This is a genomic window from Larkinella terrae (genome assembly GCF_009668025.1).
In the GTDB taxonomy this organism is placed as follows: Bacteria; Bacteroidota; Bacteroidia; order Cytophagales; family Spirosomataceae; genus Larkinella; species Larkinella terrae.
Genome location: NZ_WJXZ01000011.1, coordinates 26,727 through 49,909 on the forward strand (window position 1 = coordinate 26,727; position 23,183 = coordinate 49,909).

The window sequence follows — 23,183 nt, forward strand, 5'->3', positions numbered from 1 at the left end:
TGTTTTTACTGAATAGTATTCGCGGGTACTTAGAAGAAAACCGGGCGGATGTTGATCATCAGGTAGGCCCAGGTGCCGAGCTTATCCTTCTGATTCATAGTGCCTTGTTTCGTATATTCCAGTGAATTGGTGCCTTTCATCAGGGCGTAACCGGCTTCCAGCGTCGTAAATTTGTTCAGCCCGTAGGTGGCCGTAAAATCGTATTCCATGCCCAGCTTCGACTCCAGTTTGGCACCGGTTGCGGCATCCGGCATTTTGTTAAACGTGGTGGCCGCCAGCGAAAAATAATGGACATCGAAGGCGGTCGTCAGGCGTTTACCAGCGTATTTGAACTTCAGAAACGCATCTTTCAGCCCACCGGCGGGCGAACCGGTGCCGACGTAGAAGTAATCCATGTACCCCCAATGCTTGTGCGGAGTTCCATACAGCGGATCGAAACGCCCGGTTTCGCCCGGTTTGACGGTGGCGGCATTCGTACCCGAAAGAATTTCGTATCCGGGGCTGACACTCAGTAGACCTTTCTGGAATGTCACATTCGCGCCGTAGTGGTACGCATTCCGGATGCGCAGCCCGTCGCGGTCTTTGCCGCTTTGCAGATACCCGAATGCCTGCCACAGAATCTGACCGGTTTTCACGGCGGAAATCGTGGCCTGACCCGTCAGCATCGCGCCGTAGGTCAGCCGGGAATGAGTGCCCGGAACGTCGTAACGGCGACCATATACGTAACCCGTAGCGGCACTGCCCAGCGAGTCGATCCGGTATTTCGAGAAATCATCTTTGAAGAATAAAGCCGAGAATCTGGTCTGGTTAAACTTGCGGCTCAGGTACGCCATCTGAAACGACTTAAACTGTTGATTCTGGCCGTTCGTACTGACGGCATTGGCAACAATCGGAGCACCACCCTTCCCCGCCGTGGGCAGAAAACCGCCCGGAATTGCCAGCGTGACGTTTTTGTCCGACAGCGCCGAAACCGGGGCGTTGGCGGGCGTATAAGCCGTGCCGGTTGTTCCGAACGCATCCGAATTCTGATTAAAACCAAGGCCCAGATCCAGCGACCAGCCGTGGTGCTGGGCTTTCAGTAAAGCCGCATCAAACCGGCGGCCCTGCTGCAGCCAGTCGAGATTGCCCAACAGCCGCACATCGTCGTACACCAGTTCCTGACGACCGATTTTTAAGGACAGATTCTGTATCGGTTTGAATTTCAGCGTACTATCGGCGCTATTGATGAGCGTCAGCTCGGCCCAGGCTTCGTGTACCATCAGGCGGTTTCCGTCGGCGCTGCTGATCGTGGAAGCGTCCTGGCCCCACACCCGCACATCCTGCACGGCCACGTTGAAGTTGACCCGGTTCCATTTGTAACCGAACGTCAGCCGGGTTCGCTGTGAGGTGAAAGCAGCCGCGCGGCTATTTTTGGGCGTCAGATTGCCGTAGCCGTCGCGCAGTTCGGTGCGGGTGCGGAGCTGGCCGATCAGCGATACCTGGGCGTAGAGATGGCAGTGGACAATAGTCAGAAAAAGGCATACGAATCCGAGTAGCCTGAAGTAGAATTTCATGGCATCGATGGTGGTTTAAAGAAAAAGAAGCGGCCAGTGCAAAAACATCCGGAGAGCCCGGAACGGGAAACTGAAAGGCAATCACCTGAGAAGGCCGGCCGTACAAACCCATAGTTACGATCAACTATAAGCGAGGCCGCGCGGTGAAGGTGGCAGAATTTGCTTTACGTCTTTATTTTCATTTTCTTTGAACCGTTTGTGTTTAACATAGACAAACCCGTTTTGGCCGATCCAAAGGTGCCCCCACACCGGATCGGCTTTTTTGTTTTGCGGTTTTCGGTAGTGCCGAATATCGAATATTGAATAACGAACACCGAATAACGAAAGCAACCAACCGTGGTGCATTCACCAAAAACCGCATACCGTCAAGCCACCGACAGACTGCGCAGGCACTCCGCCAGGTAGGTCGGGTGCAGGGCAACTACTTCGCCGATGATCAGCACAGCGGGCGCCCCCACGCCCTGCTCTGCGACCAGATGAGGCATTTTCCAGACCTGCCCCACCACGCATTGTTCATTGATACGCGTTCCGTTCTGAACCACCGCCATCGGCACGTGACCCCGCCCGGCCTGGCAGTAGAGCGCGCAGATTTCCGCCAGCTTATTCAGGCCCATCAGCACCACCACCGTGGCTTTCGACTGAACGGCCAGCCGCAGATCGTCGGATAGTTCGCCGTGGCGCGTGGTGCCGGTGATGACCCAGAAACTTTCGCTCACTCCGCGCGACGTAACCGGAATTCCCTGCGAAGCCGGAACCGCAATGCAACTGGAAACACCCGGAACAACCTCGCACAAAATGCCGTACTGCCGGACGTATTCAAATTCCTCGTATCCGCGTCCGAATACATAAGAATCCCCGCCTTTGAGCCGCACCACATGCCCGTGTTCCTGCGACATCCGCACGATCAGTGCGTTGATTTCGTCCTGCGTGAAAGAGGCTTTTCCGGCTCTTTTTCCCACGTAGGTCTTCAGGGCGTGTTTGGGTGCAAAATCCAGCAGTGTATCGTTCGCCAGATCGTCGTACAAAACAACGTCGGCTTGCTGGAGCGCCCGGATCCCTTTTAAGGTGATCAATTCGCCGTCGCCGGGACCCGCCCCCACGAGTGTAAGCTTTGGCTTCATCGCTTTACGATTTAGAATGGTTAATAGTTAAAATGTACTATTATTAGTAATTGATAACTATCAAAATATTGGTTCAAAATTAAGGGTACAATTTTGAAAAACAAGTTAATTCAATAAAAATTAGATTAAATTTTAATCAATACGGAATAAAAACATAGAAAATACGAAAAAATCAGTTTAAATTTGAATCACATTATTTCAATGACAATTGGGGAATTTTATTGAAATAGTTCAATTAATAAACGGGTTTGTTTTATAACTATAGTTATCATTAACTATGAACACGGACAAAATGATGCGTGTCGTCGTTGTCGGCAACGGCATGGTGGGCTACAAATTCTGTGAGAAGCTGGTCACCAAACAAAAAAATGGACTACGATTTACACTGACGGTTTTTGGGGAAGAACCACGTGTAGCCTACGATCGGGTTCACCTGAGCGCGTATTTCGACGGAAAAACCGCCGATGATCTGACCCTGGCGCCCGAAAGCTGGTACGCCGAAAACGGTATTGCCCTTTACCTGACCGATCCGGTGGTGGACATCGATCGGGAGCGGAAGGAGGTGCGTTCCCACCACGGCGTTGTGGTGCCGTACGACTATCTGATTCTGGCGACCGGTTCCGGTGCATTTGTGCCGCCGGTGGATGGCGTAGAAAAAGATGGCGTTTTCGTGTACCGCACCATCGAGGATCTGGACTTCATTCAATCGTACGCGAAAAAAGCCCGCAACGGTCCGGCGTCCCGGGGTGCCGTGATGGGGGGCGGTTTGCTCGGGCTGGAAGCGGCCAAGGCGCTGCTGGATCTGGGGCTGGAAGAAGCCCATGTCATCGAGTTTGCTTCCCGGCTGATGCCCCGGCAGATCGACGACGCGGGTTCCGGCATCCTGCAGCGGCAACTGGAGTCGCTGGGGTTGCAGATACATCTTAACAAAAATACCCGGCAGATCACCGGCGAAGACACCATCAACGGCATTCAGTTTACGGACGGCAGCGCGCTGGACGTCGACATGCTGATCATCTCGGCCGGTATTCGTCCGCGTGACGAACTGGCGAAATTGGCCGGTTTGACCACGCACCCGCGCGGGGGCATTGTGGTCGACCAATTTCTGCAAACGTCTGATCCGGCGGTTTTTGCCATTGGCGAATGCGCTGTCGTTCACCACATGATTTACGGTTTGGTGGCGCCCGGTTATGAGATGGCTGAAGTGGTGGCGTCCCGGCTGATGGGCGACGACAAGGAGTTCAAACCGTACGATATGTCGACCAAACTGAAGCTGATTGGCACCGATGTCGGCAGTTTTGGCGACCCGTTTGTGTCGGAACCGGCCTGCCGGACGATCACGTACGAGAACAAAGCCAAAGGCGTTTACAAACGCATCAATATTTCGCCGGACGGCAAGGAGTTGCTGGGCGGTATTCTTGTGGGCGATGCCGGGCAATACAATATGCTCCTGCAAACCTGCAAGAACAAAACCATTCTGCCGCCCGATCCCGAAGACCTGATCCTGGGTTCGCGGGGGGGCGAAGAAGCAGGCGCGGGCGTCATGGGCCTGCCCGACGATGCGCTGATCTGCTCCTGCGAAGCGATTACCAAATCGCAACTTTGCCACGAAATTGGCGAAAATGGCCATACGACGATCGATTCGCTAAAGAAAGCCACCAAAGCCTGTACGGGTTGTGGCGGCTGTACGCCCCTGGTCAAAGACCTGATTCAGGGCGTGCTGAAACAGCAGGGGCACTACGTCCGCAACGTGCTGTGCGAACACCTCGACTACACCCGCCAGGAGCTGCTGGACCTGGTGAAAATCAACCGGTTGACAACGTACAACGACGTGCTGGACCAGTTCGGAAAGGGCGACGGCTGCGAAGTCTGCAAACCGGCGGTGGCGTCGATTCTGGCGAGTTTGTGGAACGAAAACATCCTCGAAAAAGGCCGGGCAACTATTCAGGATTCGAACGACCGGTTTTTGGCCAACATCCAGAAAGGCGGCACCTACTCGGTGGTGCCGCGCATTCCGGGCGGGGAAATCACGCCCGACAAACTGATTGTGATTGGTCAGGTGGCCAAGAAATACGGTTTATACACCAAAATAACCGGCGGGCAGCGCATCGACCTCTTCGGCGCGCACGTGGGCGATCTGCCGCTGATCTGGGAGGAACTGATCGACGCCGGTTTTGAAAGCGGCCACGCCTACGGCAAGTCGTTGCGGACGGTAAAAAGCTGCGTAGGAAGCACCTGGTGCCGGTTTGGCGTTCAGGATTCGGTTTCGTTTGCCATCGAGGTGGAGGATCGCTACAAGGGCATCCGGTCTCCGCACAAGATCAAGTCGGGCGTGTCGGGCTGCATTCGCGAATGTGCCGAAGCGCAAAGCAAGGATTTCGGGATTATCGCGACCGAAAAAGGCTGGAATCTGTACGTCGGGGGCAACGGGGGCTCGAAACCGCAGCACGCCCAGTTGCTGGCTTCGGATATCGACAAGGAAACCTGCCTCCAATACATCGACCGTTTCCTGATGTTTTACATCAAAACCGCTGATCCACTGACGCGTACGGCAACCTGGATGAACAAGATGGAAGGCGGTTTGACGTACCTGAAAGCCGTGGTGGTCGACGATGTGCTGGGCATTGCCGACGAGCTGGAGCGCGAAATGCAACTGCTGATCGACACCTTCAAATGCGAGTGGAAAGAAGTGATTGACAACCCGGAACTCCGTAAGCGGTTTACGCACTTCGTCAACGTTCCCGAGCAGAAAGACCCGACCGTCGTTTTCGAAACGATGCGCGATCAGAAACGGGCGAAGGAGTGGCGCTAACGTACCTCATTGTTGGCATTTGGATTTTCAGCCCACGGTTAAAACCGTAAGCTAATAACTAAAACATTGTTGTTTCGATTTTTCAAAAACATAAAAATCATGGAAGCGTTAGTTGCTGATAAAGAAGAAATTACGTGGCACTTAGCCTGCCGGGTCGACGATGTTCCGACCGACGGTGGAGCCTGTGTGCTGATCAACGGCCACCAGATTGCCATTTTTCATTTTGCCCGGCGGGGCGAATGGTACGCGACGGACAACGAATGTCCGCACCGCCAGCAGATGGCGCTTTCGCGGGGCATGATCGGCAGCCAGAACGACGAGCCCAAGGTGGCGTGTCCGTTTCACAAAAAGACTTTCTCGCTCCGGAATGGCCAGTGTTTGAACGACGACGGTTACCAAATTACGACCTTCCCGGTCAAAGTAACCGACGGGAACGTGTATATTGGGGTAGAATAAGCTTGGAATGAATCAACTCGATCAGCAGGTAGCGCAGCGATTAACCCGGTTTTACATTCTGGCCCTGACGGTCATTGCGGTTTTGTCGATCACCGGTCTGCTGTTTATCCGGCGGACGCTGAGCGATCATAACAACGACGGCCGGGTGGTAAACGTAGCGGGTCGGCAGCGCATGTTGAGCCAGCGCCTGACCAAGCTGGCCCTGCTGCGGATTTCGGGCATTCCAACGTCCGACACGGCTTCGTTTGCCGCCCTACTGAACACCTGGGGCCAGAGTCATAGGCAGTTGAAGCGGGGCAGCCTGCACATGGAAAAAACGTATCTGGTTCGAAAAAGCAAGCAGATTGACCGCATGTTTACGACAATTGAGCCGTTTTTTCAATCGATGTACGGGAGTCTGGCCCGCATCAATGCCGCTTCCACAACGCCGGATCAGAAAAAAGCCGCGCTGAAAACCGTTCTCCAAAACGAGCCGTTTTTTCTGGAACAGATGAACGCTATTGTGTTTCAGTTTGATAAAGAGAGCTTTGAACGGGTCAAGTCGCTGGAACAGATTGAATGGATTTTAAGTGTGGCAACCCTGGTGACGCTGCTGATCGAAGCGCTGCTGATTTTCCGGCCGGTGGTGACGCACACCAAAAACGTGATCCGGAAACTGACTGAGTCGGACGAGGCTTTGCGCGTCGTGAACGGCAATCTGGCCGTGGCGAACGCCGACCTGGCCATGACCAACCAGCAATTGATCGAAACGCAGCACGAACTGGTGCGGGCTACCGAAGAAAAATACCGCCTGCAGATTGCCGAAGATACCGTGCGGTCGGCGGGGCTGCTGGAAGGGCAGGAAGAGGAACGGCGCCGGTTTGCGCGCGAACTCCACGACGGAATTGGGCAGATGCTGACCGGTTTGAAGCTGCAGGCCGAAAAGCTGAAGGTGGTTCCGTTTCCCGAACCCAAACACCGGCAGCGGTTCGAAGAACTGTGCGAACAGATTTACGACGTGATTCAATCGACCCGACAGACGTCGCACAACCTGATGCCGTCGGTCCTGGGCGACTTCGGACTGGGAGCGGCTTTGCAATTTTTGGCCGAGCAAACCACCCGATCGTCCGGGATTGAGGTTATCTTTGAAGGAAGCGACGACGAAAACCGGTTAAATCCGGCCGTGGAAATTGGCCTCTACCGGATTGCGCAGGAAGCCCTCAACAACGCCATCAAGCACGCGGAGGCCCAGCGCATCCGGATCAGCTGGCACCATTCGGACAGCAAAACAGCCCTGCTCATTGAAGACAACGGGAAGGGTTTTTCCCTGAAATCGCCCCCGCAGGAAAACCGCCCGATTCGGGCCACGCACGGGCTGGAAAACATGCGCACCCGCGCCCGTTTGCTGAATGGCGAATTGACGATTTCGTCGAAGCCGAAAAAAGGAACCAAAGTAACCGTTCAATTACCGGATACAACCTCATGACTATGCCGATACGCATCCTTGTTGCCGACGACCATTCCGTGGTGAGAAAGGGAATCCGGACGTTGCTGGAAGATGAAACCGATATTGAGATCGTGGGCGAAGCGCCCGACGGCGACGAAGCGATCGATCTGATTCCGGTCGTCAAACCGGACGTGCTGTTTCTGGACATTACGATGCCCAAAATGTCGGGTATTGAAGCCCTGCAGATCATCAACCAGCAGTATCCGAAAATCCGGATTTTAATGTTCAGCATGCACAACAACAAGGATTACATCCTGAAATCGGTGAAATACGGCGCTGCGGGTTATTTGCAGAAAGACACTGATCGGGAAGAAATTCTGCGGGCCGTGCGGGCGATCAGTACCGGCGAATTCTATTACCCGCCGAGCGCGTCGTCGGTTATCATCCAGCACCTGATTGTGCCCCTGGTGGCGACGCAGAGCGAGCCGGTGAGCTATCATTCCGGCAAAAAATCGTCGATCTGGAACAAAGTCAGCTCGCGGGAAGCCCAGATTTTGACCTGTCTGACCGAAGGCATGAGCAGCCAGGAAATTGCTAAAAAGTTCGACATCAGCACGAATACCGTGGCCAACCAGCGCGCCAGTATCCTGAAAAAAGTGGGCGTAAAAAATACCGTCGATCTGATTCGGCTGGCGCTGGAAGAGAAAAATAGCGGATCGAAAAAGTGAGGCTGCCCGGCAACCGGGATTCTCGTCTGTTGCAATAAAAAAAAGCCGCTCCGGAAGGAGAAATCGCTCTAATTTCGCTTCTTTCCGAAAGCTTTTGCACCGTAGCGGATTTCTTTATTGCTCACATACATGACCCACTCAGCCGTTAGACGAGCTTTTGCGATTGCGATCCTGACGATAGGCGGTTTCAAGCTGCACGCGCAATCTCTTTCCGTTGCGACTCTTCCCCCCTATTCCAGCGAAAATCTGCGCACGAAAACCGACTGGCTGATTTCACCAGCCGCCCGGAAATCGGCCGTTTATCAGACAAAAGAAGGATTTCTGGCCCTGAGTAACGGCCTGATTACCCGTTCGTTTTCGATCCAGACCAACGGCGCGACGGTTGGGCTGGACAACCTGACGACGGGGGAAGCCCTGCTGCGGGCGGTTTCGCCGGAAGCGGTTCTCTGGATCAACGGACACGAAATCAAAGTCGGCGGTTTGACCGGCCAGCCCATCCAGAATTACCTGCTGGCAGACTGGACGAAGACGATGAAAGCCGATCCGTACAGCCTGAAACTGAAGAGCTACGCGGTTTCGCCGATCAAAAAACGGATGGAATGGAACCGCCGGACGACCTGGTCGACGCAGAAAACTGACTGGCCGCCGAAAGGGCTGGAAGTTACGTTCACCTACGGAACCACGGACGAAATCATTCGGAACAACCACAACCGCCTGACGTCCGACGATCGGCGGGTTAAACTCCTGGACGATTCGTTCAGCAGTTTGTCGCCCGACTGGAAGGTGGTGGCGTCGCCCGGCAATCAGTCGGCGTCGTTTCGGAACGAGGGCAAACCGGGCGAGATCCAGATTCCGGCCAGCAGCACCCTGTTCGCCGAGCGGCCGCTGCCCGAAAAAACCGCTGTCGTCATTTGCAAACTCAATTCGGGCACCGATCAGAGTGTTTCCTACGGACCCGGCGTTGCGCTGACGTTTGCGGATCGATCCCCGATCAAGTTCTTTCTCTCGCCCGGAAATCAGCAATTCGGCCTGCAAAACGGCGATTCCGGCGAGTTTTTTGAAGGTTTCGACCCCGCCAAATCCTGGTATCTGCGGCTGGAACTGGCCCTGGGCAAACTGCTTTTATCGGTTTCGGAAGATGGCATTGGCTACAAACCGCTCCGCACACTCGACCTGACTTCGGCACCGAACGGCATCCGGATCGGCAAAACCGATCAGAAAGGCGGCACGTCGGAACAAAATCCCCCCAAACCGGTGGGCCGGTGCCGGATCGAGCAACTGACTCTGCTCGGCGGTCCGCAGAATCCGGGTGCCGACCTCGATTTTCTGAACGGGCTGGATGTCAAAGTCCACTATGAACTCTACGATGGCCTGCCGCTCCTCAGCAAGTGGGTGACGGTTGAAACGTCTTCCAGTGCCGGATTTATCCTGAATAATCTCAAAACCGAACACCTCGCCGTAACGGAAGCGGAAAGCGCGGTGGAAAGCAAAAAGCGCTGGGAGTTGCCGCCGATTTTTGCCCAGAGCGACTTTGCCTTTCAGTCGATGTCGCCCAACGCATCCGAAAATGCCTGCATCGAATGGCAGGAAGATGCGACGTACCGGACGCAGGTCAATTACAATCTGAAAACGCCCTCGGTGCTGGTTTGTCAGCCGCGCCAGGGCGTTGGGCAGAAGATCGTTCGTGGGCAGCCGTTCGAGAGCATGCGGATGTGGGAATTGCTTTACGATTCCTGGGACCGCGAACGGCGCGGGCTGGCCCAGCGCAAAATGTACCGAACGATTGCGCCCTGGGTAACTGAAAATCCGATCATCATGCACATCCGGAGTTCGGCCGATGCGGACGTCAAAAAAGCCGTCGATCAGTGCGCGGAAGCCGGTTTTGAAATGGCGATTCTGACGTTTGGAAGCGGTTTTAACATCGAAGATTCGACCCGCCAAAACCGCCAGCGGATGAAGGCGCTAAAAGACTATGCGGCTTCGAAGGGCGTTGCGATTGGCGGTTACTCGCTGCTGGCGAGCCGGTCGATTGACGCGACGAACGACGTGGTGATGCCCAAACCGGGTATGACGCCGACTTTCGGCCATTCGCCCTGTCTGGAGAGCGCCTGGGGGCAGCGGTATTTCGAGAATTTATACAGTTTTTACAAAGAAACCGGCATGGATTTGCTGGAACACGACGGTTCGTATCCGGGCGATATCTGCGCTTCCACCGCGCATCCGGGCCACGCCGGACTGGAAGATTCGCAGTGGAAACAGTTTGTCCGCATCCGGGATTTTTACCGCTGGTGCCGCGCAAAAGGCATTTACCTGAACGTGCCCGACTGGTATTTTCTGGCGGGAAGCAGCAAAATTGCGATGGGCTACCGCGAAACGAACTGGTCGCTGCCCCGTGAATACCAGGAAATTATCGAACGCCAGAACATTTACGACGGCACCTGGGAAAAAACGCCGTCGATGGGCTGGATGTTCGTGCCGCTGGTGGAATACCACGGCGGGGGGCCAGCCGCGACCATCGAACCGCTGAAGGATCATTTGCCGCATTATGAACAGCGAATGGCGAATCTGTTCGGTGCGGGCGTACAGGCCTGTTACCGCGGACCTCAGCTCTACGACGCGCCGGAAACAAAGGCCGTGGTGAAAAAATGGGTCAGTTTTTACAAGAAACACCGCCCGATTCTGGATGCCGATCTCATTCACCTGCGCCGACCCGACGGGCGGGATTACGACGCCATTCTGCACGTCGATGCCGCCGGTCCGGAGAAAGGTCTGTTAATGGTGTATAATCCACTGAATGAACCCATTACCAGAACGCTGACGGTGGATCTGTATTATACCGGCCTGAAAAACCGGGTTTCGGTCAGCAGGCAGGACGGCGCTTTTGTGAGTCAAAATCTGGACGGAACCAAGCTCACGCTGACTGTTCGAATTCCCGCCAAAAGTCAAACCTGGTATGTTTTTCAATGAGTTATGAGCAAATTCTCCTTTTTAACGATCGGTTCCCTGGCGGTTTTTCTGTTCATTTCGGGTAGCGGTTTTGCGCAGCAGGCGGTTTTTCAGTGGCAGCCCGTTGCGCCGGGCGTGTGGAAATCCGTAGTGGGCAGTTCCGACGGGATAACTCCTTTGGGCGTAGCGGAGGTAAAACCGCGTCTGGAAGGTCTTCAGAAACTGGGCGACATTTCGTTTCCGGCGGTTCTGGCCGAAAGCGTTTACGAAAAAACCGACGGAAAAACCTATTTGCGGTTTCCGCTCCAACAAGGCGAACAACTCTTCGGGCTTGGACTCAACTTCAAAACCGTGCAGCAACGGGGCACGATCAAAACGCTGCACGTCGATCATTACAACGGCAAAGACAACGGCCGGACGCACGCGCCGGTTCCCCTCTACGTCTCCAGCCTGGGCTACGGCGTGCTGATCAATTCGGCGCGCTACATCACGGTTTATGCCGGTTCGGGCGTGTTGGCGGAGGGGAAAAATGCGCCCCCCGAAATGAACCGCAACACCCAGCGCAACTGGAATCCGCAGCCGTACTCCGATGCCGTGGAGATGGTGGTTCCGGCCGCCGGGACGGAGGTTTACGTGTTCGCGGGTCGCAACGCGATGGAGGTGATGCAGCGCTACAATCTCTATTGCGGAGGAGGTACGCTGCCGCCCAAATGGGGGCTGGGTTTTACGCACCGGACACCAACCCTGTTTACCGACGAACAAATCCTGAAAGAAGTCGCAGAGTTTGAAGCCAAAGGCTATCCGCTGAGTTTTGTGGGGCTGGAACCGGGCTGGCAGTCGCATTCGTATCCGAACAGCTTCGTCTGGGACAGCACCCGCTTTCCGCAGCCCGCGCGGTTTCTGGCGCAGCTGGCGCAGAAAAATATTCGTTCCAATCTGTGGATCAACCCGTATGTTTCGTCGCATTCGCCCATTTTTAAGGACGTCTTGCCGTATACCGGCTCGCACACGGTTTGGGTGGGCCGCGTGCCGGATTTCAATACCGCACCCGCCCGCCGGTTGTACAAGGAGTTGTTCGCGAAGCAGCACCTGACCATCGGCGTTTCGGGGTATAAAGTGGATGAAGTCGACGGCTACGATCACTGGCTCTGGCCGGATGTCGCCAAATTTCCGTCCGGCATCGGCGCGGAGCAGATGCGGCAGATTTACGGCCTGCAATTCCAGAAAATGACCGACAACTGGTTTCGGGAACAGAACCAGCGAACGTACGGGCTGGTGCGGGGCTCGAACGCCGGGTCGCCCGCGCTGCCGTACGTGATTTACAACGATTATTACGATCACCGCGATTTCATTACGGCCTTGTGTACCAGCAGTTTTGCGGGTGTTTTATGGACACCGGAAGCCCGTTCGTCCAAAACCTCGGAAGAGTGGCTGCGCCGGATGCAGACGGTCTGCTTTTCCCCGATGGCAATGCTGAATGCCTGGGCCGACGGCACCAAACCCTGGACGTTTCCCGATGTGGCGGAGGAAGTGAAGGCGGTGATGCTGCTGCGGATGCAACTCTTGCCGTATCTCTACACGACGTTTGCGCAATATCATTTTGAGGGAAAACCGCCCATCCGGGCGATGAATCTGGTCGACGGTTTTTCGTTCGACGACAAGGCGACTGCCGGGCAACTGAATTCCACCGAAAATCCGTACGCGATGGCGGTAAAAAAAGACATCAAAGACCAGTTTATGGTCGGTGATTACCTGCTGGTAGCGCCCCTGTTTGCGGGCGAAACGAGTCGAAAAGTGGTGTTGCCCCGCGGAAAATGGTACGACTTTTACACCGGAAAACCGGTCGGCGAAAGCGAAGTGATTGAGATCACCCCGGGACTTTCAAAAATACCGGTATTTGTGAAGGAAGGCGGTATTATTCCGATGATTCCACCGGTTTTGCACACGCCGACGGAAACAGAAAAGCTGCCGCTGACAGTGCGGTTTTACGGAAAAACGGAAGCGACCGCAACGTTGTACGACGACGACGGCAAAACCTTCGATTACGATCGCGGAAAATTGACGTGGACAAAACTGGAAGTTAAAAAGAATAAAAAAGGCGAACTGACCGGCAGTTGGACCGCCCCCAAAGACCCCGGTTTTCACTACACGACCATTTCCTGGCAATTCATGACGCCCTGACGTACCCTTTTTACGAATACTGAGCCCTTAAAACCTGAGTTATGCGCTTCTTACTCCTTCTTTTCCTCCTGCTTTCCCTGCCCGGTTTTTCCCAGCCGAAAGTCCGGATTGCCTGCGTCGGCAACAGCATCACGCACGGAACCGTACTGCCCGAACGGGAGAAGAACAGCTATCCCGCCCAACTGGCGGTTTTATTAGGCGAAAAGTATGAGGTTAAAAACTTCGGAAAGAGCGGGGCGACGTTATTGCGCAAGGGCAATCTGCCTTACTGGACCAGCACCGAATACCGGCAGGCGCTTGATTTTCAGCCCGATTGGGTGTTTATCAAGCTGGGCACCAACGATAGCAAACCGATGAACCGGGTTTATCTGAAAGAGTACGAACAGGATTACAAAGACCTGATTGCTTCGTTTCAGCAATTGCCAAACAGGCCGCGGGTGGTTTTGCTAACGCCGGTACCGGTTTTTTCCACAGATTCCACCGGAATTACGGCCAGCGCAGTGGAAAAACAAATCATTCCCGCTGTGCGGCAGGTAACTTACGAAACCGGTTGTGAGGTGATCAATCTGTATAATTTATTTCTGGATGCACCGGAACTGGTGCCCGACAAGGTTCACCCGAATGTCGAAGGAACCGCCCGCATAGCCCGGCGGATCAGCGAGTTTATCAGCCGGAAGGAAGAAACCGGTTTTGATTTAATCAAAAACGCGAACCTGACGACGCAGCGGTTTAATTTCTACGGTTTTCAGGGGCACGATTTTACGTTTCAGGGCCATAATGCCAAGATTGTAACGCCGAAACGGGCGGCTCCCGGCCATCCTTGGATCTGGCGCGCCCGGTTTTGGGGCCACGAACCCCAAACGGACATCGCCCTGCTGGAGCGCGGTTTTCACGTCGTGTATTGCGACGTGGCCGAGTTGTTCGGGAATGACGAAGCCATCGCGACCTGGGATGCTTATTACAAGCTGTTGACCAAAGCCGGGCTGGCGCCGAAGTCGGCGATGGAAGGCATGAGTCGCGGGGGCGTGTATATTTATCGCTGGGCCGTCCGGTATCCCGATCGCGTGGCGGCCATTTACGCCGATGCGCCCGTTCTCGACCTGAAAAGCTGGCCGGGCGGGAAAGGCAAAGGGTCGGGCGGACCGAAAGACTGGGAAACGTTTAAAAAGGATTTCAACCTGAAAACCGAAGAAGAAGCTCTGGCATTCAGAGGAAATCCCATCGATTTGACCAGCGAGATTGTCAAAGCCGGTTTTCCGCTGCTACACGTCGTCGGCGACGCGGACGAAGCCGTGCCGGTGGACGAAAATACCAATCCGTTCGAGCAGAAAATCAAAGCCGCCGGTGGGCAGATTCAGGTGATTCATAAGCCGCTGATCGGCCACCATCCGCATAGTTTGCCCAACCCACAACCCATTGTCGATTTTATTCTGAAAGCGACCGGTTTTTAAAAATCCGGCAACAAAGCCGTTTAGTTAGTTGAGCCACAAGGCCTTATTGGCATTGTCCTGTTAGTTCCGGTCCAGTTCTTCCAGAACGGCTTTGGCGAAAGCTACTTTGTCGGATTTCCGGTATTGCTCGATGTACTGGCTTTTGGAAGGCGGATAAAAATCCTGATTGATTTGCTGGCACGCGCCCCACAAATCCGGGTTCAACTTGATTTTGTACTGGCGGATGGGGGTATCTGCGCCAAACCAGAGATTGATGATGTTGTTAACGGTTGGTTTAAGAACGACACTCATGATGATTTTTGCGGGAGCTGTTTAATGTTCGTGGTTCGAAGATAGACTTCGGAGCGATACGATGTTAACTAATTATGTGTCAGTGGTTGAAATGGCGGTTTAAGCCGATGAAATACGCGTATGAGACGATTTGATACCTCAAAAATGGAGCCATACTTTAATGTATGTAACGCAGACTTCGGTTTCCTGTTCTGGTTACGGAGCTAAATTGTTCTGTTTTTATTTTACGGTCAAAATCGTTTCAGTGTTTCTCCCATTGACAAGACTCCTGGTAACGCGGACCATGCATTTTTTTAGTCGCATTATAGTTCCATTGTAACCCATATGCCTTTATCGACAACGAATCTTCTGCTTTAGGTACCCAATCGGCGACAATAGTTACGTGTCGCCAGAAAGAAGCGGATTTCCATTTTAATTCAAACCGCTAATACGTACTTTCGGACGGGCATTTTGGTAGCGTGATTGCCGATGTTCAAAAACCGCTGTCGACCACCCGAAGACGTGGGTCTCCTAAGCCTTTAAAAATTAAAGAATGAACTCTTTTAAAAAACCGCTCACCACAACTGCGCAAAAGCTGGTTGTGTCCGGGCTGGTTCTGGGAAGTTGCCTGCTCTATGGCATGGAAAATCGGAATACCGCACCAGATACCGGAAAAGACTGGCCCAATTACGGCGGCAACAAAGCCGGAAACCGGTATTCGCCCCTGAGCCAGATCAACACGGAGAATGTCAAAAATTTGCAGGTGGCCTGGATGTATGATGCGTCCGAAAAACCGGACCCCAACGCCCCCGGTCGGCGGGGCGGGCGGGCCATCCAGTGTCAGCCGATTGTGGTCCACGGCATCCTCTACGGCACCACGCCCGACCTGAATCTTTTTGCGCTCAGGGCCGGAACGGGCGAACAACTCTGGAAATTTGAACCATCGAAAAACGACCGGCGGAATTCAAACCGGGGCGTGATGTACTGGGAAAACGGAACGGATAAACGCATTTTGTACACCGTCGGCTCAAGCCTGTACGCCGTAAATGCCGAAACCGGTCAGATTGTGAGCAATTTCGGAACCGACGGAAAAGTCGATCTGCACGAAGGGCTCCAGACCAATATGGACCACGACGTGAGCAAATTGTCGGTAACGGCCACCTCACCCGGCATCATTTACCGGAACACGGTGGTGATGGGTTCGAGCGTGTCCGAGTCCGGCGATGCGGCTCCCGGCCACATCCGGGCGTTCGACGTGCTTACCGGTAAACTGAAGTGGGTTTTTCATACCATTCCGCAGCCGGGCGAAGTTGGCTATGACACCTGGCCGAAAGATGCCTACAAAAAAATCGGCGCGGTAAACAACTGGAGCGGCATGGTACTCGATGAAAACCGGGGCGTCGTGTATTTCGGCACCGGTTCGCCCGCGTCCGATTTCTACGGGGGCGATCGCAAAGGGGCCAATTTATTCGCCAACTGCATCATGGCGCTGGAGGCCGAAACCGGTAAAATGAAGTGGTATTACCAGACAATCCACCACGATTTGTGGGATCGCGATCATCCCTGTCCGCCCAATCTGATCACGCTGAAACGCAACGGAAAAACCGTTGATGCGGTGGTTCAGGCCACGAAAGACGGAATGGTGTACGTCCTGGATCGTGACAAGGGTACGTCGCTGTTTCCGGTGGAAGAACGCAAGGTTCCGACGAACGGTTTGCCCGGCGAGTCGCCCTATCCGACGCAGAAATACCCGACCAAACCGCTGCCGCTTTCCCGGCAGGTTTATACCGAAGCCGATCTGACCAACATTTCGCCGGAAGCGCGTGCGTTTGTGAAAGAGCGGTTTCTGAAAATCAAAACCGACCACAAATTTGCGCCACCCAACACTACCGGAACCCTGCTTTTTGGCTACAGCGGGGGCGCCGAATGGGGCGGTAACTCCATCGACCCGGGCGGGGTTCTGTACCAGAATGTCAACGAAGAACCCTGGGAATTGATCATGGCAGAGCGGGCGGGACTGAACGCCCAGAAAAACCCGGTGACGGCGGGCAATGCGCTTTACACCGCCAACTGTTCGGCCTGCCACGGGCAGGATCGGAAAGGAAGCGGACCGGAGTTGCCGAGCCTGATCGACATTGGTAAAAAACGGTCGGCGGACGACATCAAAAATCTATTGAAAACCGGTAGCGGCCGCATGCCATCGTTCCAGCATTTGTCTGATAAAGACCGCGACGCGATTGTCAATTTCATCCTGAATAAAGAAACCGGTCCGGCCAATGTGGCCAGCGCGCCGAATTCCTCCGCAACTCCGGCCAGTAAAGATGGTTTTCCGTACGTTCCGGCCTACGTGAGTAAAGTATGGCAGCGGTTTACGGATCAGGACGGTTATCCCGGCATCAAACCTCCCTGGGGCACGCTGAATGCCATCGACTTAAATACCGGGGAATACCTCTGGCGGGTTCCCCTGGGCGAATATCCCGAACTGACCAAAAAAGGCATTCCGATTACCGGCACCGACAGTTACGGCGGCCCACTCTCAACGGCGGGCGGTCTGGTGTTTATTGCCGGAACGAAAGACGAACGCATTCGGGCTTTCGATAAAAAAACCGGAAAGATTGTCTGGGAATACCAGCTTCCGGCGGGCGGTTTTGCCACGCCGATCACCTACGAAATCGACGGAAAGCAGTACGTTGTGATTGCCGCCGGTGGAGGCCGGGGTCAAAAAATAGGAGGAAACTACATTGCTTTTGCGTTGAAATGAGTTCGGTTTTCGGTTCACGGTGGGCTGACGCATTCCTGTTTAATATCGAATAACGAATATTGAACAGCGAACACAGAATGCGTCAGCTCACCGTGAACCGAAAACCGTCAACCGAATACCGAAAAACCGTCTAAACCCGCATATGAAAAATCCTGAAATGGTACCAGAAAACAATCGCCGGAAAGCCCTCAAAATGCTGGGGTTAGGCTCCACGGCCGGAATTTTCGGCCTGTTCGACAGCCCCAAAGCCCGCGCCGAAAAGTACGAAACACCGGCTTACGCCAAAGCAGCCGCGCCCGTCACCATCAAAAGCGTCCGGGCAATCACGACCGCACCGGGCGGCTCCAACCTGGTGATTGTCAAAGTCGAAACCTCCGAACCCGGCTTATACGGGCTGGGTTGCGCGACGTTTACCCAGCGTGCGCTGGTGGTGGTTCCGGCCATTAATACTTATTTGAACGAATTTTGTGTCGGCAAAAATGTCGACAACATCGAAGACATGTGGCAGTCGGCTTACGTCAGTTCCTACTGGCGCAACGGCCCGGTTCTGAACAACGCGCTTTCGGGGCTGGACCAGGCGTTGTGGGACATCAAAGGCAAACGGGCCAACATGCCGGTGTATCAGTTGCTGGGCGGAAAAGCCCGGATTGCGGTCGATACGTACACGCACGCCAGCGGCCCGACACCCGAAGCCATTGCCGACAAAGTGCAGCAGTTCATGGAAATGGGGTTCCGGCACATTCGTATTCAGCAGGGCGGTTACGGCGGAGTGGGCGCGATGAACGACCTCAAGCCGGATTTCAAAACCGCCGGTTTTGGCCGCGAAACCGACGATTTTTCGGACCAGCGGACGTATCTGAAACGCGTGCCGAAAATGTTCGACGTGGTGCGGAAACGCTGCGGAGAAGACGTTCAGCTCCTGCACGACATGCACGAACTGACGGAGCCGATCGACGCCATCAACATGATCAAAGGGCTGGAAGAATACCGGCCGTACTTCATCGAAGATCCGTTTTCGCCCGAAAACATGAAGTGGTTCAAGCTGTTACGACAATCAACCTCGGTGCCGATTGCGATGGGCGAGCTGTTTAACAACATCAACGAGTTCAAGGAACCAATGGCCGAGCAGTTGTTTGACTTCATCCGGATTCACATTTCGCAGATTGGCGGCATCACGCCCGCCATGAAAGTGGCCCGGCTGGGCGAGTGGTTCAACGTCAAAACCGCCTGGCACGGTCCGGGCGACACCTCGCCGGTGGGGCACGCAGCCAACAACAGCATCGACATTGCAGTCTGGAATTTCGGGATTCAGGAATCGCAAATGTTTAATGACCGGGTGAAGGAAGTATTTCCGGGGTGCCCAACGATCACAAACGGGTATTATCAGGTCAGCGAATCGCCCGGTTTGGGAATCGATATCAACGAAAAAGAAGCCGCCAAATACCCGATCGGAACCAAATCGCGGTGGACTGTTCGAAAGAATGACGGCACGATTCTGAAACCGTAACGCCGGATTCACGCGTTTTTAATCAAAAACCGCCCAAAAATCACTCGTCGGTCATTCAATCACCGGCGGTTTTCCCTCGCTTCAAAGTGCAGTGAATTTGATTTCACTGCACTTATTTTCAGCCGGTTTGGTCAAGCTGATCCGGCCGTTCTGCCATCCGCATATCAATTCAATTCTACCGGTTTTTGGGGTTTTCGGCCCGTCTGTCAATCGAACTGATTTCGCTCCGTTTTTTGCGTCAGTTTTAAGCTTATATCTATCCATTTATAAAGATACGAGTATGGAACGTGGCGGAAATTTCACCAGAAAAGACAATTTGAGAACGGTCAAAAGCGGATTACAGCGGTTTCTGGAACAACGGTTTGACTGGATTGCCCTGTTATTCATCACCCTGATTATCCTGTTTAGTTTAGTATTTTTTTAACGCTTCCACACCCAACGCCGGTTATGAAACCATTCTTTACCTACCTGACACTGAGTATCTTGTTTCTAACCGGTTCGATTTTTGTTACCGCTCAAACGAAATACACCGGCACGAACCGGCAGTTGCCGCCCGCCGACAGCATCCGGTATTTTACGGGGCGGTTTCAACCAAACGGCAGTTTCGCAAGCGTTTCAACCTTCCAGATGCAGCTCCGGATCACCGATAGTTTTATCAAAGGGTCGTACCGGCTGGCGCATTCGGAGATTGACGTTGAACTGGTTGGCGCGGTGAGCAACCAGCACGAACTGATCTTGATTGAATCCGCGAACGGGAAAACCACCGGAGCGTTTAAGGGCATGCTGGAGGAAGACGAAAGCAGCCTGCGGTTATCCGGGGTTTGGTCGAACGCCAGCAACGGGAAACTGCGACCTTTTTCGGTCGATGAGGTTCGGTAAGGAGTGAGAATTCGGTTACGAAAATGCGGTTTTTATCCACTACTATTACAGCGTATCAATCAGGCGTCGGTTTATGCGGTTTACTTGGGGTCTTTTGCTGGTTTTTATTGCCTGCTGGCAATCAAACGCCCAAACACCAACCCTAACCCTCGAACTCCTGACCACCAAAGAAGGTCTGCCATCCAACGACATCTGGTGTTTAAACAAAGACAAGCAGGGCTTTTTGTGGGTGGGCACGGGCCGGAACATCTGCCGCTATGACGGCTACACGTTCCTTCGGCTCGACAGTCTGAAGCTGGGTTATTGCTCCGGTATCGCTTCCGACTCGTCGGGTAACGTCTACGCTTCCATCGCAACCGGCGGTTTATGCCGGATCGATCCCGGAACCTTAACGGTTGAAAACATCCTTCGCAACAATTTCGACGACAGCGATCCGACCAACGACACGCACGACCGGGTGTTTGTTGATTCGCACCAGCAGGTTTGGATGAGCGATTACACGGCGGTGAAACGGTATGACCCGGCCCGCAAAAAACTCCGGCGCTACGCCCTGACTTCCGCAGCGAATGTTCATCACGATGCTACTTTTTTTGAAGACAGCAAACACCGGCTCTGGATCATTTCGGAGATTGGTTTGTACGGCTACGACCGGCGAAACGACCGGCTGACGTGTTTGCTGGGCAGCGAAGCCCGGCTGCCCGCCAACAAAAAACCGGTCCGGCTCGAAAAAGCGTTTGAAGATGCCAGTGGAACGATCTGGATGGGCGGCTACGACTCGGGTCTGATCCGGTTTTCGCCCGCCGATTCGTCTTTTCAGTTTATCACGAAAGGACTTGAGAATCAGAACGTCATCTGCGGTCAGGAAACCGTCGATGAGAATGGTCGGAGAGTGTTGTTCATCGGGACCGAAAAAGGCGCCAGTCTCTATTATCCCGATCAGGACAAGCTGTATAACCTGCCCGAATTTTACGACAAGGGAATTCACGTCAAAGATACCTACAACGACAAAGACAACGGGATTCTGTGGATTGGTACGCGCGAGGGAATCTTCAAATACCGGTACCGCAATCTGGGCATTCAAACCGTTAATATTCCGGCCAGCGTAGTCCGGTTGCCGGTGGAAATGACCAGCGCACTCCGGATTGCCGATGGAAATTTTTGGCTGGGACTTTCACACACCGGCGCCCTGGCCTGGCAGCCTTCCACGAATCAATTTCGCCTGAGCTCCTATCCCGTCAGCGCCTATACCTACCGGCTTCGGCTGATTCAAAACCGCCCGGTGGCCTTTACGGACAAAGGTTTATTCGCCGGAAATGCGGCTGGTGAACCATTTTCGGTTTTGTCGAAAGCCCAGCAGTTGTTCAAATCCACGGAGTTTCGGGATGGTCTTCAGGATCGGAAAGGGCGGTTCTGGATCGCCAGCCTGACGGAAGGGTTAAAAGTCATTGACCCTCAAACGAATATCGAAATCAAACTCTGGTCGGCGGAAGTAGGTCAGGAGTTGAGCCACAAAAATTACATTCGAACGCTCATCGAAGCGGCCGACGGCAAAATCTGGGTGGCGACCTGCCCCAACGGTCTGTACTACTTTGATGAACCCGGCGGGCGGTTTGTCAATATTCATACGTTGCCCGCCAACCGGAACAGGAGACTGAGCGGTTTGTGCATCAATGCCTTGCAACTTGGCTCCGGCGGGGCGGTTTTAGTGGCCAGTTGGGGCGGTGTCAACAAGATTTCGCCGACGGGTCAGATTCTGGTTTCGTTTGATTACCAGCACGATAACCTCAGCGACACGTACTGTTCCAACATCTGCGAAGACAAGGCCGGCAACCTCTGGTTCAGTTCGAACGAAGGCATTCACATTGCCGATCCGAAAACCCGGAAGATCAAGTACCTGTCTACCATCGACGGATTGTACAGCAATTATCCGGTCGGTTTTCTGAAAACCCCGGACAATCAGTTGATTCTCGGCCACCTCAATACGGTCAATATGCTGAATATGATCACCCTGAATCAGGCGAAGGCCGTTCCACGCATCGCCATCAGTTCGGTGGAGGTGAAGGGGAAAATGATTCATCAGAACCTGACGCGGGAGATCGTTATTCAGCCGGACGAGAACGCCATTACGCTCAATTTTTCGACCCTCGATTTCGAACCCACATCCCGCAATTTGTTCAGCTACCAACTGGAAGGGCTGGAGCCAAACTGGGTCGATCTGGGCACGCAGCACACGGTTTCGTTCAGCAACCTGCCCGCCAAATCGTATACGTTGCGCGTCCGCAGCAGCAACAGTTTTGGGATTACAAGCCAGAAACCGCTGGTGATTCACTTTACGATAAAACCGTATTTTATCAACACCTGGTTTTTCCGAACGCTCATCGGTCTCACCATCGCGGGCCTGATCGTCGGGATGATGCGCTGGCGGGTAAACACGCTTGCCGAACGAAACCGGCTGGATTTGCAAATTACGGAGTGGCGGCTGAAGGCACTGCAATCGCAGATGAATCCGCATTTTCTGTTCAATTCGCTCAATTCCGTCCAGAACTATCTGCTGACGAATCGCGGTGTCGAGGGTGCCAAATACCTGTCGAAGTTTTCCAAGCTGGTACGCCGGATCATGGAAAATTCGAACCATCCGTACCTTTCGTTCGAGCAGATCATCGACACGCTGCGCATGTACGTTGAAATCGAATCGTTCCGTTTCAATCACGAGTTTAGCTATGCATTCGACATTGAGGATAACGAAACATTGCTTGATGCGCAACTGCCGCCGATGCTCCTTCAGCCCTACGTCGAGAACGCCATCTGGCACGGTTTAATGCCGAAAGAAGGCGAAAAGAAACTAACGATTACGGCCCGGATTCAGAACCGCCACATCGTTTGCACCATCGAGGACAACGGCGTCGGGCGGACGTTTGCCCCCCGCGCCGAAGGCCATATTTCGCGCGGTCAGGAAATGACCCGGGGTATTTTCGAGTCCCTGCGCCGGAAAGACAGCGAAGCCAGAATTGAACTGATCGACCTGTTCGATGCCGATAACAGGCCCGCCGGAACGCGGGTGAACATGGTCATTCCCATTGAAAACGTATAAC

The 23,183-nt window shown here is 54.0% G+C and carries 14 protein-coding genes; 11 read left to right on the forward strand and 3 right to left on the reverse strand.

Annotated features, from left to right (window positions below):
• Window positions 1-29 precede the first annotated feature (29 nt).
• Complete coding sequence (locus tag GJJ30_RS17690) at window positions 30-1,553, reverse strand: alginate export family protein (protein ID WP_154176513.1); 1,524 nt, start codon at window positions 1,551-1,553, stop codon at window positions 30-32.
• 365 nt (window positions 1,554-1,918) lie between these two features.
• Window positions 1,919-2,674, reverse strand: coding sequence for a uroporphyrinogen-III C-methyltransferase (gene cobA, locus GJJ30_RS17695; protein WP_154176514.1), 756 nt, complete (start codon window positions 2,672-2,674; stop codon window positions 1,919-1,921).
• A 277-nt stretch (window positions 2,675-2,951) separates the two neighbouring features.
• Between cobA and nirB the strand changes: the two genes are divergently transcribed.
• The 7 genes from nirB (at window position 2,952) to GJJ30_RS17730 (ending at window position 14,674) form a co-directional block, all read left to right on the forward strand.
• Window positions 2,952-5,486 carry a nitrite reductase large subunit NirB gene (nirB, locus tag GJJ30_RS17700; protein WP_154176515.1) on the forward strand — a complete coding sequence of 845 codons (2,535 nt, stop codon included), beginning with the start codon at window positions 2,952-2,954 and terminating at the stop codon, window positions 5,484-5,486.
• Window positions 5,487-5,585: 99 nt separating this feature from the next.
• Window positions 5,586-5,942 (forward strand): nitrite reductase small subunit NirD, encoded by a 357-nt coding sequence (gene nirD / locus GJJ30_RS17705; protein ID WP_154176516.1) that lies wholly within the window; start codon window positions 5,586-5,588, stop codon window positions 5,940-5,942.
• A gap of 7 nt (window positions 5,943-5,949) precedes the next feature.
• Entirely contained in the window at window positions 5,950-7,407 is a 1,458-nt protein-coding gene (locus GJJ30_RS17710; RefSeq protein ID WP_154176517.1) for an ATP-binding protein, read from the forward strand.
• Window positions 7,408-7,409: 2 nt separating this feature from the next.
• Window positions 7,410-8,096: a response regulator transcription factor gene (locus tag GJJ30_RS17715; RefSeq protein ID WP_154176518.1), complete on the forward strand. Its 687-nt coding sequence runs from the start codon at window positions 7,410-7,412 to the stop codon at window positions 8,094-8,096.
• Window positions 8,097-8,225: 129 nt separating this feature from the next.
• Window positions 8,226-11,063 (forward strand): hypothetical protein, encoded by a 2,838-nt coding sequence (locus GJJ30_RS17720; protein WP_154176519.1) that lies wholly within the window; start codon window positions 8,226-8,228, stop codon window positions 11,061-11,063.
• Window positions 11,064-11,066: 3 nt separating this feature from the next.
• The gene (locus GJJ30_RS17725) at window positions 11,067-13,223 is read left to right on the forward strand and encodes a glycoside hydrolase family 31 protein (protein WP_154176520.1); all 2,157 of its coding nucleotides are present in this window, start codon (window positions 11,067-11,069) and stop codon (window positions 13,221-13,223) included.
• 41 nt (window positions 13,224-13,264) lie between these two features.
• Window positions 13,265-14,674 carry a GDSL-type esterase/lipase family protein gene (locus GJJ30_RS17730; RefSeq protein WP_154176521.1) on the forward strand — a complete coding sequence of 470 codons (1,410 nt, stop codon included), beginning with the start codon at window positions 13,265-13,267 and terminating at the stop codon, window positions 14,672-14,674.
• A 60-nt stretch (window positions 14,675-14,734) separates the two neighbouring features.
• Here the strand turns inward: GJJ30_RS17730 and GJJ30_RS17735 are convergent, their stop codons facing one another.
• The gene (locus GJJ30_RS17735; RefSeq protein WP_154176522.1) at window positions 14,735-14,965 is read right to left on the reverse strand and encodes a hypothetical protein; all 231 of its coding nucleotides are present in this window, start codon (window positions 14,963-14,965) and stop codon (window positions 14,735-14,737) included.
• Window positions 14,966-15,497: 532 nt separating this feature from the next.
• Here GJJ30_RS17735 and GJJ30_RS17740 point away from each other — a divergent pair.
• The 4 genes from GJJ30_RS17740 to GJJ30_RS17755 all read left to right on the forward strand — a co-directional run bounded on the left by GJJ30_RS17740 (window position 15,498) and on the right by GJJ30_RS17755 (window position 23,182).
• Window positions 15,498-17,705: an outer membrane protein assembly factor BamB family protein gene (locus GJJ30_RS17740; RefSeq protein WP_154176523.1), complete on the forward strand. Its 2,208-nt coding sequence runs from the start codon at window positions 15,498-15,500 to the stop codon at window positions 17,703-17,705.
• Window positions 17,706-17,847: 142 nt separating this feature from the next.
• The gene (locus GJJ30_RS17745) at window positions 17,848-19,212 is read left to right on the forward strand and encodes an enolase C-terminal domain-like protein (protein WP_154176524.1); all 1,365 of its coding nucleotides are present in this window, start codon (window positions 17,848-17,850) and stop codon (window positions 19,210-19,212) included.
• A gap of 447 nt (window positions 19,213-19,659) precedes the next feature.
• Window positions 19,660-20,091 carry a hypothetical protein gene (locus GJJ30_RS17750; protein ID WP_154176525.1) on the forward strand — a complete coding sequence of 144 codons (432 nt, stop codon included), beginning with the start codon at window positions 19,660-19,662 and terminating at the stop codon, window positions 20,089-20,091.
• 73 nt (window positions 20,092-20,164) lie between these two features.
• On the forward strand, window positions 20,165-23,182 hold the full coding sequence (locus GJJ30_RS17755; protein ID WP_154176526.1) for a sensor histidine kinase: 3,018 nt from the start codon (window positions 20,165-20,167) through the stop codon (window positions 23,180-23,182).
• Window position 23,183 lies beyond the last annotated feature (1 nt).

Bases quoted from the DNA above. Each gene is read 5' to 3' on its own strand.
- GJJ30_RS17690 (WP_154176513.1), bottom strand. From the start codon at position 1,553: ATGAAATTCTACTTCAGGCTACTCGGATTCGTATGCCTTTTTCTGACT.
- cobA (WP_154176514.1), bottom strand. From the start codon at position 2,674: ATGAAGCCAAAGCTTACACTCGTGGGGGCGGGTCCCGGCGACGGCGAA.
- nirB (WP_154176515.1), top strand. From the start codon at position 2,952: ATGAACACGGACAAAATGATGCGTGTCGTCGTTGTCGGCAACGGCATG.
- nirD (WP_154176516.1), top strand. From the start codon at position 5,586: ATGGAAGCGTTAGTTGCTGATAAAGAAGAAATTACGTGGCACTTAGCC.
- GJJ30_RS17710 (WP_154176517.1), top strand. From the start codon at position 5,950: ATGAATCAACTCGATCAGCAGGTAGCGCAGCGATTAACCCGGTTTTAC.
- GJJ30_RS17715 (WP_154176518.1), top strand. From the start codon at position 7,410: ATGCCGATACGCATCCTTGTTGCCGACGACCATTCCGTGGTGAGAAAG.
- GJJ30_RS17720 (WP_154176519.1), top strand. From the start codon at position 8,226: ATGACCCACTCAGCCGTTAGACGAGCTTTTGCGATTGCGATCCTGACG.
- GJJ30_RS17725 (WP_154176520.1), top strand. From the start codon at position 11,067: ATGAGCAAATTCTCCTTTTTAACGATCGGTTCCCTGGCGGTTTTTCTG.
- GJJ30_RS17730 (WP_154176521.1), top strand. From the start codon at position 13,265: ATGCGCTTCTTACTCCTTCTTTTCCTCCTGCTTTCCCTGCCCGGTTTT.
- GJJ30_RS17735 (WP_154176522.1), bottom strand. From the start codon at position 14,965: ATGAGTGTCGTTCTTAAACCAACCGTTAACAACATCATCAATCTCTGG.
- GJJ30_RS17740 (WP_154176523.1), top strand. From the start codon at position 15,498: ATGAACTCTTTTAAAAAACCGCTCACCACAACTGCGCAAAAGCTGGTT.
- GJJ30_RS17745 (WP_154176524.1), top strand. From the start codon at position 17,848: ATGAAAAATCCTGAAATGGTACCAGAAAACAATCGCCGGAAAGCCCTC.
- GJJ30_RS17750 (WP_154176525.1), top strand. From the start codon at position 19,660: ATGAAACCATTCTTTACCTACCTGACACTGAGTATCTTGTTTCTAACC.
- GJJ30_RS17755 (WP_154176526.1), top strand. From the start codon at position 20,165: ATGCGGTTTACTTGGGGTCTTTTGCTGGTTTTTATTGCCTGCTGGCAA.